At 35.1% G+C, this 15981-nt stretch carries 11 protein-coding genes and 2 pseudogenes; 10 read left to right on the forward strand and 3 right to left on the reverse strand.

The window, feature by feature from the left end; translation table 11 throughout:
• Positions 1–359 precede the first annotated feature (359 nt).
• From HOO91_14600 to HOO91_14640, 9 genes are all read left to right on the forward strand, one after another.
• Entirely contained in the window at positions 360–1496 is a 1137-nt protein-coding gene (locus tag HOO91_14600) for a pyridoxal phosphate-dependent aminotransferase (GenBank protein NOU18783.1), read from the forward strand.
• A gap of 234 nt (positions 1497–1730) precedes the next feature.
• Positions 1731–2870 carry a glycosyltransferase gene (locus HOO91_14605; protein NOU18784.1) on the forward strand — a complete coding sequence of 380 codons (1140 nt, stop codon included), beginning with the start codon at positions 1731–1733 and terminating at the stop codon, positions 2868–2870.
• Positions 2871–3062: 192 nt separating this feature from the next.
• On the forward strand, positions 3063–4307 hold the full coding sequence (locus tag HOO91_14610; protein ID NOU18785.1) for an ABC transporter permease: 1245 nt from the start codon (positions 3063–3065) through the stop codon (positions 4305–4307).
• 873 nt (positions 4308–5180) lie between these two features.
• On the forward strand, positions 5181–5753 hold the full coding sequence (locus tag HOO91_14615) for a hypothetical protein (protein ID NOU18786.1): 573 nt from the start codon (positions 5181–5183) through the stop codon (positions 5751–5753).
• Positions 5754–5959: 206 nt separating this feature from the next.
• Complete coding sequence (locus tag HOO91_14620) at positions 5960–7114, forward strand: DUF4263 domain-containing protein (protein NOU18787.1); 1155 nt, start codon at positions 5960–5962, stop codon at positions 7112–7114.
• Positions 7115–7360: 246 nt separating this feature from the next.
• The gene (locus HOO91_14625; protein NOU18788.1) at positions 7361–7879 is read left to right on the forward strand and encodes a hypothetical protein; all 519 of its coding nucleotides are present in this window, start codon (positions 7361–7363) and stop codon (positions 7877–7879) included.
• 222 nt (positions 7880–8101) lie between these two features.
• Positions 8102–8869, forward strand: coding sequence for a Fic family protein (locus HOO91_14630; GenBank protein NOU18789.1), 768 nt, complete (start codon positions 8102–8104; stop codon positions 8867–8869).
• 344 nt (positions 8870–9213) lie between these two features.
• The gene (locus HOO91_14635; GenBank protein NOU18790.1) at positions 9214–9513 is read left to right on the forward strand and encodes a protease inhibitor I42 family protein; all 300 of its coding nucleotides are present in this window, start codon (positions 9214–9216) and stop codon (positions 9511–9513) included.
• 14 nt (positions 9514–9527) lie between these two features.
• Positions 9528–9764: a hypothetical protein gene (locus HOO91_14640; GenBank protein NOU18791.1), complete on the forward strand. Its 237-nt coding sequence runs from the start codon at positions 9528–9530 to the stop codon at positions 9762–9764.
• A gap of 399 nt (positions 9765–10163) precedes the next feature.
• Here the strand turns inward: HOO91_14640 and HOO91_14645 are convergent.
• The 3 genes and pseudogenes from HOO91_14645 to HOO91_14655 form a co-directional block, all read right to left on the reverse strand.
• A pseudogene (locus HOO91_14645) lies at positions 10164–10458 on the reverse strand (hypothetical protein).
• 46 nt (positions 10459–10504) lie between these two features.
• Positions 10505–10977 (reverse strand): annotated as a pseudogene (locus tag HOO91_14650) (GyrI-like domain-containing protein).
• A 178-nt stretch (positions 10978–11155) separates the two neighbouring features.
• The gene (locus HOO91_14655) at positions 11156–13624 is read right to left on the reverse strand and encodes a response regulator (protein NOU18792.1); all 2469 of its coding nucleotides are present in this window, start codon (positions 13622–13624) and stop codon (positions 11156–11158) included.
• A gap of 451 nt (positions 13625–14075) precedes the next feature.
• On the opposite strand from HOO91_14655, the gene HOO91_14660 reads away from it, so the two are divergent.
• Positions 14076–15881 (forward strand): carbon starvation protein A, encoded by a 1806-nt coding sequence (locus tag HOO91_14660; protein ID NOU18793.1) that lies wholly within the window; start codon positions 14076–14078, stop codon positions 15879–15881.
• Positions 15882–15981: the final 100 nt, after the last annotated feature.

The raw sequence follows: 15981 nt of genomic DNA on the forward strand, positions 1-15981 counted from the left end.
GGTGGGGGCGTGGTTTGGGTGGAGGGGGAAGTGAAAAGTGAAAAGTGAAAAGAGAAAAGAGAAAAGTGGAAAGGGACAAGTGGCAAGTGGCAAGTGGGAAGTCCGAAGACGGAAGTTGAGAGTAAGAAGCAAGTAACCAGCAACCAATAATTACTTAGAGTCTGTCTTTAAGGTGATACTTTGATTTAAGAACAAGGATCAACGATTTATGATTGCCTTTGGCGAACTCACAAAAAACGTTCGGTTTCTGATGTTTGCCAAATCAGCTTGTTTTCCGAAATCTTCTAAAATCAAAATTCGTTAATCGTTGTTCATTATTCTCTTTTTTTTCCATAAATAGCAACTTAAATTAAGTAACGATGAGCATCTACCAAAAGCCCACAGGTTCCTACATCAGCTATTTCAGCAATATGGTTAAGCAAAGGGGTGGGATAAATCTGGCGCAGGGGATTCCGGGGTTTAATCCGCCTGGCGAGCTTATCAATGCATTAAAGGGTTGTGCTGATCTGAATGTTCATCAGTATGCACCAGGAATGGGGAATTTAAAACTGATTGAACGGATTGCAACCGAATATCGGGTTAAGCCTGAGAATCTACTTATTGTTCAGGGGGCAACCGAGGCGTTATCGTTGGTATATACTTATATCAACAGGAAATTGAATGGAGATTTTGCAGTACTATCGTTCGAACCAGCGTATGAGAGCTACCTACAACTACCAAAAATCTTTGGGCAAAAGTTTATACACTACCCATTAAACAGCAATTATACGTTCGATTACGATGATCTTTACCTAGCAGTAAAGCAAAAGGGTGTTAAGCTTATCTTCCTTAGCTCGCCCGGAAATCCTTTCGGGAAGATATGGAGCAGGAGCGAGGTTGATAGTTTGATTTCCATATCGAACCAACTGGGCGTGTACATCGTATTCGATGCCGTTTATGAGCAGCTGTACTTTAACGAATCGCCCTACATTCCTATTGATCAACTATCTCCTAATCTATTTATTGTAAACAGCTTTTCCAAGATGCTTTGCATTACCGGGTGGCGAATTGGTTATCTTATTTCGCACGAAAGCCACATGGAGGGAATAAAATCTATCCACGATTATATTGGGCTTTGCGCACCATCGTTGCTGCAATATGCTTTGGTGGAGTATCTTGGGAAGAGCAATTTTGCGAAGGAGTTTACAACCTCTTTCCGTGAGAATGTGAAACGATCATTCAATATCCTTGTTAAAACTCTAACGGAGTTTGGATTCGAGATTCCTCCAATCCAAGGCGGTTGCTTTGTGTGGGCTAAACTACCGAATGGGTGGGCGGATGGTTTCGAATTCGCATCGAGGCTTTACGATGAGCAATCGGTAGCCGTTATCCCAGGGGAACATTTTAGCGAAGGAAAGTCGGATTGGATTCGCTTTAACGTTGCACGACCCGAGGAGGATATTGTTACGGCGTGTGAGAGAATTAGGGTGTTTATGGATAAAGAGATTGAACGCTAAGACGCGATGGCGCAAAGAGGATAGATGGGGAACACAGTTATATAAAGATTATTCGGTAACATTACGAAACTCTGTCAGGGTTTCGAACCCTGACAGAGTTAAACAAAAGAGGTCGCTTAAAAAACTTTGTGGAACTTTGTGATATCCTTTGTGTCACTTTGTGTTTAGCTTTACCACAAAGTATCACAAAGAAAAAATAAGTACCACAAAGGAAAAGGGACAAATTACATATATATGATTCTATTTGGGTTGATATTGATTGTTTCCATCGCATACATCGGGCTGATAATATCCTTTATCGTTGGTCTGAACAGGGTGCTTGTACAACCATCCGCCGATAATGAATCGGGAATGCCCATAAGCGTTATAGTTGCGTTTAAGGATGAGGCAGTGAATCTTCCAACCCTGCTTGAGGCAATGGCTGATCAATCCTTCCCAAAGGATAAGTTTGAGCTGATATTGGTTAACGACCATTCATCCGATAACTCAATACCCATTGCAGAGCGATACTGCTTATCGAATATCAACTTTAAATTGATAAATCTACCCGAAAACAGAACAGGCAAAAAGGCTGCAATTGCCTACGGCATCGATTCTGCCCTTTACCCGCTAATTGCCCTAACCGATGCCGATTGTTTGCCTCCCAAACGATGGCTTAAAGCAGTTTCATCCGAAGCCAGCAAGGGAGCATCCCTAATGATAGGCCCTGTAACTATGGAACCCCTGAATGGTATTGCAGGAAAGTTTCAAGCCCTTGAGTATGCAAGCCAGATGGCATCCGCAGCGGGATCGTGTGGCATTGGTCACCCGGTAATTGCCAGCTCGGCAAACCTTGCATTTAGGAACGATATTCTAAAGGTATCGGAAGCTACCTTAAACCCAAGGGTTACCTCGGGCGATGATATGTTCCTGTTGCATCATGCTAAACGATTACCGGGGGCTAAAATCTCATTTATGGGGGTTAAGGATGCTATAGTAAAAACATCAACCCTAAAATCGCTATCAAAGGCTTTAGATCAGCGTAAACGGTGGGCTTCAAAATCAATCTACTATACCGATAGGGATACAATTATTACGGGTTTCGTAGTTCTTCTTTTCAGCATCGCACTAATCGGGCTGCTTATAGCATCGTTTATTAGAATTGAGAATCTTTTTTATCTCCTTTTGCTGATAACGATAAAGTCCATTGTCGATTTTATTCTGCTCCGCCGATATCTTAGCTTTGTTAATGCGAAAGAACTCATAAAGGTTTTTTTACCTTTACAGCTGATATACCCAATGTATATCGCCTACTCATTTTTTGTTAGCCTTTTTACTAAAATACTGTGGAAAGAACGGTTGATAACAGGAGTTCGATATGATAAATCACATTAACAAAATAATAAACAGATATTTATAAATACAATAATAATGGATGGAATGATGGAATGATGGAATAATGGATAACAAGAGGTTAGATTTTTGCTTGCATCTTGCATTTTTCCAATATTCCAATATTCCATTGATTCAAATAAAATAGGTATAATGGAGAATATTCATACAATTTAATTTTGTACGCAGAACAATATGCCATTTTTTCACCGAAATCGAACTAGTAATTCAAGGGAAGGATCGCCCTGGCGAATTGCAATGCGTAAACTTTTTTCCGATTGGCTTGCCGTTGCTGCCCTAATTTTTATTGGCGTGTGCGCTTTAGCCGCAACGTTAGGATATCTGATTGTTCCCGATTCAACACCCTACGCAAATCAACAACATCTTGAGATAGCAACCCGTAACCCGGGGTTAAAAGTTACCATGGTTCTGGTTCGTAAGCCCGATGGGGTAAGGGAAAAGGGTATTTTGAGCAAAATGCTATTCGGGCAGGACGAGGATTATAGGGAGATACCAGTTAACAGCTGGCGTTTCGAGGATGATAGGCTGATTGTAGAAGAGTTTAATGATATCGAAAAGCAGCAGAGTATTTTTACAGAGTATAGCATCGCCTGTATTGTTTACCCAATCTCAAGGAACGAAAAACTGAAAAAGGTTGGGGAGACTATAACCTTTAAAACCGTTGATGGTAGGTCGATTTCATCTACCATTAATGAGCTAAGATCCCAAATAGTCAAGAATCAGATTAAAACCCGCCGATTTATCCTTGGTACGGATCGATTTGGACGCGATTTGTTCAGTCGATTGATAATTGGGTCAAGAGTATCGCTATCCGTTGGTTTCATAGCGGTAGCAATATCGCTAATAATAGGAATCTTTCTGGGCGCAATGGCTGGATTCTTCCGTGGTTGGCTCGATGATTTTATAATGTGGTTCGTTAACGTGGTATGGTCTGTTCCCACGCTTCTTATGGTAATTGCCCTTACAATGGTTATTGGCAAAGGATTTTGGCAGATATTCATTGCCGTTGGCCTAACCATGTGGGTTGATGTGGCAAGGGTTGTACGTGGGCAGGTGCTTAGCATCCGCGAAAAGGAATACGTTGAAGCCGCAAAGGTGCTTGGATTTAGCCAGATGAGAATAATATTTGGTCACATTGTCCCTAACCTACTAAGCCCCGTGATAATAATATCAGCAGGGAACTTTGCCACAGCCATTCTGCTCGAAGCGGGACTTAGCTTCCTAGGTGTTGGCGTTCAACCTCCAATCCCCTCGTGGGGAACAATGATAAAGGATCATTACGGCTACATAATTATGGACAAAGCCTACCTAGCCATAATTCCCGGCATGGCAATAATGTTTCTGGTACTCGCCTTCAACCTCCTTGGCAATGGACTACAGGATGCCCTCGACCCCAAAAGCCTTGAAAGCAAAGGGTGAAAGGGGATATTAAGCGTTACCGATATTTAAGGCAGAACTCATACTAATTTAGAAAAGTTATTGTAGGTTGTCATCCTGAGCGAAGCGAAGGATCTAATTATCGCTTGTCCACACACAGCAACATCATTTTGATTTACGAATATCGATTAACGAATAACGATTTTAGAAGATAAAGAATGCAAAGCACAAGCATTTTTGCCCACAGGTAATGATTATTACCTTAACTTCTGAAATCAACATTCGTTGTTCCTTGTTCTTAAATCCTTTTTTACAATACCAAGCCATTTTACAACCTAGCAGAACGATTTTCCTATGTAGAAAAGTGACTTTTCCATGTAGGAAAACGATAAAACAACATGGAAAAACGACAAAACAATGTAGAAAAGTCATTCGGGAATGTAGGAAAGTGACTTTCCAATGTAGAAAAGTGACTTTTCCATTTAGAAAAACGATAAAACAATGTAGGAAAGTCGTTCGGGAATGTAGGGAAGTGACTTTTCCATGTAGAAAAGTGATAAAACAATGTAGGAAAGTCATTCGGGAATGTAGGAAAGTGACTTTCCTATGTAGAAAAGTGACTTGGGAATGTAGTAAAGTGACTTTTCCATGTAGGAAAACGATAAAACAACATAGAAAAATGGTAAAAGAATGTAGGTTAAGGGTCTATTCAACGAACTGTGTTAGGTGGGGTAATTATTGGATATTCATTCTATTAACACGCTCTAAAAAAATCAAATTTTCTTTTGAGAGTTTATAATTTTGGGTAACTTTGATAGGGATTACAGAAGGTTTATATATACAGTTTAGTTTCATGTATGAGTATACTTTCGGTAAATATTAATAAGTTGGCAGCAAGGCAAATAAAAAACACATATGGAATATATTAATTCGCTTTATTATACTTTTAGCACCATTGCTCAAGTTCTTTCAGGATTTATAGCGTTGAGTGGTGTTTTTATTTTATTCAAAATACAGGACTTATGTAAGATGCAGTTGATACAAGCACAACAATTTTATAATTATATGAGTGGTTCTGGTTTGACAGAGAGTTCATTTTATGGTTGTCCTAGTATTGCGGCAGATCTGAAAACATTAAGATTGGCAGAGTCAACGGCTGGGATGCTTGATGAGATAGTATATATTTTAAATGACGAACAAGTTAAAAAAATCCATCAATACAAAAGTCTTCAACGCTGGAAGACAATTATTGAAAAAATAGATATTCTAAAAAATAAAATAAAAATATTATCAATAACATCCATTATCATAGGTGTTCTAACAATAATATATTCGATTATAATATTAAGTATAACTCACTTGATAAATAAGTCCGATTTTCAGATAATTATTATGGTTGGAATTTCATTCGCAGGCTTATCAATTTTAATAATGGCTTATTGTATTATATTATCTTTTATTGAGACAAGAATATTTAAAAAGAAATAAGTAATTAAGATTAAGAAAAGTAAAACAAACTAATAATATTAAAATAAAGCTGATCACCAATAAACTATAGCAAAATGAGGGGTGCAGAAGGTTTCGATCGGTTATTCTTGCATTAGTTTTTCATCGAGGGATACAGACACAACTTCACAATCCCGTCCTTTTGCTACAGGAGACCGTTAGTTTTCATTGAATAAAAACTTGACAAGATGGATGATTATAAGAACCCCAAAGAGGGGAAAACATATATTAGTCCGAGCTTAAAAGCTTTTGGAGATTCAAATAGAAAAGTTAGAATAGCATCAAAAGTGATTGATTCGCCCGATTCATATGCATTTGGAATAATAAAAGATGAGATTGTACTTAGACATAAGGAAAATGCAAAATCATATATAAGTGCGAAATTCATTGAAGATAATAGAAGGGTTTTTGTATTGAATATTCAAGGATTTACAGTGGCAACCAACAAACCTCACAATGCTAGTTTTGCCTTTGTTGGAGAAGAAATCGAAACCCTAATTGAGTTTATAAAAAATATTCAATCAGTAAAGTTAGAAAGTAATGGCCCCATCAATATAACAGATGAAGAATTAAAAAAATTGATTATTTCAGATAATCAAGCGAGAAGTTTATTACATGAGAATCAAGAAATTTTTGCTCAATTATTAAAATCCGAAATTACGAAAGAAGATATTATTGCGGTTGGATACCGTAAAAAGCAACTTGGTTATTATCGTAAACTTATGTCAGATAAAATATATTTTGAAGAAGTTAAGACAAAAACTAATTGTACAAATGAATCTCTTTGGCAAAAATTCTTTGAGAAGAATAAATGGGTATTTGGATATGGTCTTGGTTATATTTTCTTATCAAGTCTAGATGATAAAAAACTTGAACAAATTGTTCAAGGTCATAATGTAAATAGTTATGGTAAGCGAGTTGATGCATTAATGAAAACAAATGGAATTATTTCCAATTTGTGTTTTATTGAAATCAAGACAAATACAACTCCATTACTCGATAGTAAACCATATCGTTCTGGATGCTGGGCTCCTTCACAGGAATTGACTGGAGCGGTTGCTCAAATTCAAGGAACAGTTGCTTCAGCAGTTGAAACATTATCAAATAAAGTAATTCTTGAAGATCATGAAGGAAATCCAACAGGTGAGGAGGTTTTTAATTATCAACCAAAATCCTATTTGGTAATTGGCAATTTGGACGAGTTTTCAAACGAACATGGAATTAATAAGAATAAATATCGCTCTTTTGAACTTTACAGAAAGAACACATCAAACCCAGAGATAATTACATTCGATGAACTTTATGAAAGAGCAAAATTTATTGTACATAGTAACGAAAGTTAACATTACATAGTTGTCCATTTGCCCCCGCTAGGCGAAGTCTGCGACTTCGTCTTAACTAAATAGCGGTCTCTGACCGCACCAATTCAAAAAATAATTATTTTGTTTATCTTATATTACTTTCAGACAAACTCACAAAACTTGCTTCGGTGCTTTTTATTGGGAGTAATCCAATTTTGGGCATTCATGTTTTTTGGTAATTTTGTTAGGGGAATGGGGGTCAGGCGTTATTAAATTAAGTGTTAGTGTATGATTACGAAAATCTATATATCTAGGAAACTCGAATCTCTTGTCTCTAAATCTGCAATTAAAGCAGAAGACAAAGTTCATGATAATCCTTTAGGAAAATGGAATGCGACAATTTTTTACGTGAGTCACAAGAAGTGTCTAATGATTACAAATAATAATGCCATATACACTGTAATTCTTGACAGAATTAAAACTTCGGACTTTTCAGACTTATCTAAAATTTTCGCAGAAACACTCTTTGAGCAATTATTAGCTGACGACATAAAAATTGATAAGTCAATTTTATTAAGCATGATTGGAAAGGTTGAACTTTTTGAAACAGACAATGATAAATCAGTAATTGGAATTCAGAATAGTGTACTTCCATATGTTGAAGATTGGAAATATGAATTTGGACATATTGACAATTGGCCTTTTCGTGAAATAAATAGACGAATCAATGAAATTCCATATAAACAAATTGAATGGCTTCTCCCAAAAGAGAAAATGAAATTAGAACTAAACTTAAAGAGTGTTTAAGTCAACTGTGATGGATAAAGCAGGTAAGTATGTTTAACTTGGGATAGATGTTCGGCTCTTCACACCTCTGCACATTATAGATTACTTTCAGCAAACTTTCCGTGTATGTTAGGTTAGTAAAGCGTATCTACATCGTAACTAACCTTACGAATCCTCGTAGGGATTTAGGAAGTTAACTTAGCTCATCACTAAAATTGTTATCTTTGAAATAAAAATCGAACAATGAGAATTGTTGAAGAGAAATATTTTAATCAGTACAATGATTTAGCTGGGAATCAAATCGACAAATTTATAGTGTCATTTGATTATGCCGAAAAGAGTACTGATTTAGGATACAAGACACAGACTTCAGCGGTATACTCATCGAATATTGAGGGAAACAGCATTGACTTGAATTCTTTCATGAATTACAAACTCTCACAGGAGAAGTTTAAGCCTCAAAAAGAGATACAAGAAATTGAGAATTTAATTTCTGCTTACGAATTTGCACAATCAAATGATTTGAATGAAAAGAATTTCTTGCATTGTCACAAGATACTATCTAAAACATTGGTGATTAAAAGTAAGCAAGGGAAATATCGCAATGATAAGGTAGGTGTATTCGGGCAATCGGGATTAGTTTACCTAGCAATTGAACCTGAATTCGTTAAAGAGGCTATGACCGAATTCTTCAACGATCTAGACATCCTAATAAAAGCGGATTTATCAAAACCTAAGGTATTTTACTTCGCTTCAATGATTCATCTTAAGTTTGCCCATATTCATCCATTTAGAGATGGTAATGGTCGTGCCGCTAGATTGCTAGAAAAATGGTTTATTACAGAGAAATTAGGAAGGGATTTTTGGAAATTATCTTCTGAAAAATATTATAGGGAGCATCAAATGGAATATTATAATAATATCAATTTGGGAGTGAATTATTATACATTGAATTATGATAAGTGTATACCATTCCTAATAATGCTTCCTAAGTCAATAGAAAACAAGTAAAGCACGTTACCAAATAGATATGCTTTTTGTAGTATATAGTGTCTAACAGAAACCCCGATAGTTCGGATTTGCAATCGAGTTAAAGATAAAGCCCCGTACCAAAAAATAAAAATTTCAAACTCAAACAATCAAGTTTCATTCATCATTTCTTTCCCTAATTCTTATTTATGGTTTAATTTCCGAGCATAATGCTGTTTTGGTACAGGAATGTTGAATAAATTACTTTATTTTATAAAAAAGGCAATTAAAAAATAGCAATATGCTGTTATTAAATTATTAATGTTAGAATACAATAGTTTATGTGTATTTGATTACATACATTTGAGTATAAATTTTTGATAATTATGGGAGGTCAAATTCAAATTAAACCAATTGAAACAGTTGAAGGAGAATTTTTTAAACTTATTCTTTCATCAAACCCATCAACTGGAAACTTATGGAAGATAAAGGAATTCGATAGCGCTTTATTGAGTTTCATTAAAAATGAATTTATAGAAACACACCCTGAATCTGAAGGTTCTCCGGGTACAGAAGTATACACCTTTAAAGCCCTAAAAAAAGGTAATACAACTATACACATGACCCATGAAAGATTTGGAAGTGAAAATGGTTTGATAGAATATTTTAAAGTAATTATTAATTAAAAAACAGAAAAATTATGGCAACTGAAGAAGAAAGAAGTAGCAATGGCGGTATGACAACTAATGAGGAAAAAGCCCACAAAGAAATTCATAAAAACATGAAAGACCAAGAGTTGCAGGATCTTCGTGATCGCATAGTAAAAAATACAGCAGAAGGCAAAACAAGTGAATTTGCGCAAAAGGAAGAACAATTAATTCGAGAAGAATTGAGCAAAAGACCTGGGAGAACGACTAAAACTGATTCAAGTAATTAAAATTAATACTAGTGCGATCGATAGAATACATTGAAACTAAAGTAAGAATGTAGCCTTGAGATCCAGACCGTTTAATAAAATTAACGGTTTAGTTAACAGAATTAAAATAAAATGGACTGACATACTTAATTGAATGTTAGTCCATTTTTTTAAGTCTTGGTTTTGCATATATATTAATGGTCATGCTGCTAGATTGCTAGAAAAAAGGTTTATTACAGAGAAATTAGTGTAGGATTTTTGGAAACTATCTTCTGAAAAATATTATAGGGAGCATCAAATGGAATATTATAATAATATCAATTTGGGAGTGAATTATTATACATTGAATTATAATAAGTGTATACCAATCCTAATAATGCTTTCAAAGTTAATAAAAAACAAGTAAAGCACGTTACACATTTACTTTTTGGTTGGATTATAACTGCCCGTATTTTCATTCTTTATTATCGAATAACCTTGTGAAAGTTCCAAAGTCCAACCATCTCCGCTTATAATTTTATCCTCATACTTTATTGGAAATGTAATTGAAATTTTATCCCAATTAGGGCTCATCAATGCGCCGTTGTTTACCGTTAATATCGGTTACTCTAATATTTGGATAAACCGTTCCTTTATCTTCAATGAGCATAATATTTCTTGGATCGAACGATACATTCATTTGCTCAAACAAAAGTTGAAAATGTGGTTGGGTTATGATTTATGCTTTGCACAAAATGTTCAATAGATTGTTCTTTCCACTTTTATTTCAGTTTAATGGGTATCCATATCTCTTTCTCTGAATTAGGATCTCCGTTTTTGTATTTGTCTCCCAATATTTCAAAGTGAGGTCTATTATCCAATAAATAATCTGAATTTGGCAACCATGTTCCAAAGATGAAAACAAATATACTGTTGTCAGTACTGAGTCCTTTATAATCGAAGACTGCATAAAGTCCTCCTTTCAATGTATAAGTATCCATTCCTTCGGGTACATTATCAAAACTCGAAACTTCAATTGCAGCCCATTTTTCAAACTCTTGTTTTAAGTCACCAATCTTTAAAGGTTCATTGTAAACCTGCATTGAAAATAAGTCATTTGTAACTCTATTATTAATCTCCTTCGTTTTGGCATAAAGGATTGCCAAAGTATAGCGGTTTTATTCTCGGCTAATGACATTGTCATTCGTTTTCCAACCAATTTTTTCTCGATTAGGGTTTCAATTCTTGGTTCCATATTAATTGGTTCTAATTAATGCAATTTTAGTTTTTGAATATACTTTCTTACTAAGCCGAATTTTGTAGGTAGTTGACAACAATAATGAATTTAATTAAAATTTTGAGTAAATAGTTAGATTGCGAATTGCTTGTACCACCAAAGGCCTCATCAACCAAAATGCTTTTAGTTGGCTATTCTATTGTCGTTTGATTTTTAAATGTTTATTTATAATTTGAAGAAGAATTTCTGTATTTATTGGTTTCGAAATATAATCATCACATCCTGCTTCTATAGCTTTTTCTTTATCGCCAATAAGTGCAAATGCTGTTTGGGCTATAATAAATACTTTTTTGTTGAATTCTCGAATCCTGTGTGTGGTTTCATAACCACCAATCCCAGGCAATTTAATGTCCATTAAAATAATATCTATATCTGGTGTCGTTTTACACATTGCAATTGCATCTTCTCCTGTTTGGACGTTAATAATCTCCGCATTCAGTACCTCCAAGGATTCTTTCAAAAATATTGCAGAAATATCATCATCCTCTACAATTAATATTTTACCGTTCCTTATTTGGTCTTCTACGTTAATATCAATCGAACTCTTTTGTACTACTGGAGTTTGTATGTCAGGTGAAATGTACGGAATTGTAAAATAAAAAGTGGATCCCTCATTTTCAACAGATTTTACTCGGATTTTACCCCCTAGCATTTCTACATAAGCTTTAGTAATGGCGAGCCCTAATCCTGAACCATCATACGCCCTTCGATCTTTAATGTCTGCCTGTTCAAATCTATTAAAAATGGCTATTTGGCGATTATCTGGTATTCCAATTCCAGTATCTTTAACAGAAAACCAAAGATATCCATTGTTTATTTTACAGGCAATTTCAATAAAGCCTGAATCAGTAAATTTTATTGCATTTTTTATAAGATTAGTAAGTATTGAATTGAATTTTACTCGATCTGTTTTTAATATGGCATCCTTTATGGTTAATTCTTTTCTGAGGAATAGTTGTAACCCTTTATTCTCAACTTCGGGATAAAAAAAGGTATAGAGCGAATCGATCACATCAATAATATTAACAGTTTTAAGCACAACCTCCATTTGACCCGAATCGATTTTTGAAATATCAATTATGTCATTAACCGTATTGAGCATCCTAATCCCACTTTTTTGAATAACATCTATATATTCCATGTGTTTTTTATCACTTAGATTAGGTGCTTTAAGTAAATCGGTAAAACCTAGAATTCCATTCATGGGTGTTCGAATCTCATGACTCATATTGGCTAGAAAAGCAGATTTTAGCGCATCACTTTCCTCTGCTTTCTCTTTTGCAATAGCGAGATTTCTATTTTGCTCTTTATATCGTTCATTCAAAAAAGCATAGTCGTTATTTTGCTTTTGCAATTCAATTGATAATTTTTTATTTAACTCGAATGAGTTTCTTATTCTCAACGAGAGGAAATATGCTTGAAATAGGATAAATATTGTTAGACCTATTGATGATAATGGAATAGAAATGATAAGTTCATTTACTTTTAAGATATCATGAACCATACAAATAAATAGAACAATAAAACCGTACAGAAAGTAGCGAGCACCCTCACGTTTATTCATTATTGCTCTATGTAAAACATAAAAAATATAATAACCAGCAAAAATGATAAATACCTGATAATAAACTAACCCATAACTTGAAAATGAAGGAGGAAGTAGCAAGAACGAGAATGAAAAAAACAGACTAACAGTTATTATTATTCTTGAAGGGATTTTTTGAACCTCTTCTGCGAATAAGCTTCTGAAAAAAAGCATAAAGAAAAGAATGGACAGAGAAAAACTCAGGTAATCGGCGCGCACCAATAGTGCCCAGTTAAAATCTCCAAGCATATATACTGTGCATTCTCCTGTAACACAAAATCGAATTGAGATTATAGTGGCAAAAAGAGAAAAATAAAGAGATGGTCTTTCGTTGGTATATATTGAAAATATGGTGAAATGAAAAGCAGCCATAATTAGAATAAACCCAATGCATAATATTTCAAAAAAAATACGAATGTTATAGTAGTCCTTTATTTGCTTTGTAGTACCCAGAATAAATGGCTCCCAGGGACCTCCTTTTTTATGATGAAAATTAGCAATCTGGAGTACTATCTCAAAATCAGTGCTTTTGGGTGAGAAGGTAATAATGTCGGGTTTGTAACTTGGAGTAGTTTTTTCTTTAGTTTTTGCGGGTTGACCAGAACTAAGAACCAAAATTCCATCGATAAATACTTCACAGGATGTAGCTGCATTTAAATACTTTATGGCTAATTCTTCTTGTTTATTAAGTTTTACAAGAAGTTTGTATGAAGCATAACCGTGATTTGTAATAGATAAATTATCAATATGATAGTTATTCCAAAGTTCAGGTACATTAACGAAATTAGGTTTTTCTTTTGCTAGGGTATCATTTTTTTCATCTTCAATAAAAGAGTTCCAATAAAATGCCCACTGACCATTAAGTTCAATAATTCCATTTTTATCAAACTCCCATTCTTGTAAATTTATAACTCCCTTTTCGGCCAAAGGAGCAGTTTTATTCTCCTTTTTAGAATTCAAACAACTAGAAAAGCCAAAAACCAGTATGAGAAATATGATATATTTATTCCAAATAAACATTTTAGGGCAATTAAATAGGTGATATGAATTCACTTTACACGAAACAGGATTATTATGAATTAATATTTGAGTCAAAAATGAATAATTTCTAGGCAAATATTCTTCAATTATACGTGTAAAAAGTATTTGTTCCACTCTACTTTTCCAAAAAAAGAGATTATTGTTGAGGCAATTGATATATATCATTAAATTATTGAATGATCATAAATTGAGATTTGTGGTGATACAAATTGTGTATAACCCAATTAAAATCAATTTGCGTGAGCATTTTAGAGAGTTTATTCCTCCTTTTAATTAGTAACTATTTCAAAGTTATATTATTAATACGTATAATCAATTAGTTTCTAAATTTTTAAGGAATAAATTACTTTGTTATGCTCATAAGTATAAAATCAGATGCATTTTTCTTCTAATTTAGTGCCAACCATTTTATGACATTAATACAAAGTTTATGAATGCAATGCCTTTTGTGGTGGGTGCAATTCTAGTTTTTGTTATTGCCTACCGTTTTTACTTTGGCTTTATTGCAGCCAAGGTTGCAACCCTTAACGATTTAAACCAAACCCCTTCGCATAGATTATATGATGGTCAGAATTACTACCCCATGAGCAAGTGGGTGCTGTTTGGGCATCATTTTGCGGCTATTGCAGGGGCAGGTCCATTGGTTGGTCCTGTGCTTGCAGCACAATTCGGCTTTTTCCCTGGTTTCCTTTGGATGCTTGTTGGAGCTGTTATGGCGGGTGCTGTTCACGATTTTGTAATTCTTACTGCATCAATTCAGCACGATGGAAAATCACTTGCCGAGATTGCTCGCAAGGAGATTAATAAGGTAAGCGGTGTTACTTCATCCGTTGCCATTCTCTTAATTATAGTTGTTGCACTTGCAGGGTTGGGCTTGGTTGTGGTGAATGCTTTAGCCGAGAGTTCATGGGGAACATTTACAATAGCAGCAACCATACCAATAGCTATAATAATGGGTGTGTGGATGTTTAAACTCAGAAAAGGGAAAACGGTTGAGGCTACCATTTTTGGTGTGATAATGCTTACGGCTGCGGTGATATTTGGTCGCTACATTCCTGGGTCGTCATTTGCTAGTTGGTTTACTTATGATCATAAAACGTTAACAATTCTGCTGTGTGGCTATGGATTTTTGGCCTCAGTACTCCCTGTTTGGCTTCTTCTATCGCCTCGCGATTACCTTAGTTCAATCATGAAAGTAACTGTTATTGCTATGCTTGCAATAGGTGTAATAATTGTTGCACCTGAGATAAAGATGCCTGGATTCACGCAATTTGTACATGGTGGTGGTCCTATTATTCCTGGAAGCCTTTTTCCATACCTGTTTATTACCATTGCATGTGGGGCAATATCTGGTTTTCACTCCCTTGTAAGTTCAGGTACAACGCCTAAAATGATTATGAAGGAGTCGCAGGTAAAGTTTATTGCTGCAGGTGCTATGCTTACAGAGGGTGTGGTTAGTATTCTTGCTCTGGTTGCCGCTTGTAGTTTACTTCCGCTTGACTATTTTCAGATAAATGTTCCTGTGGAAAAATTTCAAGCTCTACTACCACAACTCCATGCTATGGGATTTACCGAAAGTAACATTCAGCAATTGTCGGCTGAGGTAGGGGAAAAAATAGTTGGAAGGACGGGTGGTGCTGTATCCTTGGGTGTGGGGATGGCGTATATTTTTTCGTCAATTCCTGGCTTATCTCATCTAATGTCATACTGGTATCATTTTGCTATAATGTTTGAGGCTTTATTTATCCTTACAACCATTGATGCAGGCACTCGTATTGGTCGATTTGTGTTGCAGGAAGCCATGGGTAAGGTTTATTCACCCTTTCAGAAAACAAACTGGTTACCCGGTAACCTAATTACAAGCGGATTGATTGTGTTGGCGTGGGGTTATTTTATTTACACAGGGAGTGTTTCCACCATCTGGCCGATGTTTGGAACTGCCAATCAGCTTTTGGCTACCATTGCCCTTGCAGTGGGTACTTCGTTTATTATTAATCGAGGTAAAGTAAGATATGCTTGGGTTACAATAGTTCCAATGACATTTGTTGGTATTACAACGCTTACAGCAGGTTGGATGAATATGATCAATATCTACATTCCCCAAATATCTGAACCAGCAAAAATGGTTCCCGGAATTATTAACTTATCGCTTACCATTTTGATAATGGCTTGTGTGGTAATAGTATTAACTAATGCTATTCCAAAATGGTTCAGTGCGATAAAGGCTAAAGGTTAGATTATGATGTAATTACTTTTGATTTTTGATATTTGTCTTTTGTCTTTGTTTTAAGAGGTTCACCCCTAAGTGTGAACTCAATCTTAAAAATAGGAGTCAT

It is taken from the genome of Bacteroidales bacterium, from assembly GCA_013141385.1.
In the GTDB taxonomy this organism is placed as follows: Bacteria; Bacteroidota; Bacteroidia; order Bacteroidales; family Tenuifilaceae; genus UBA8529.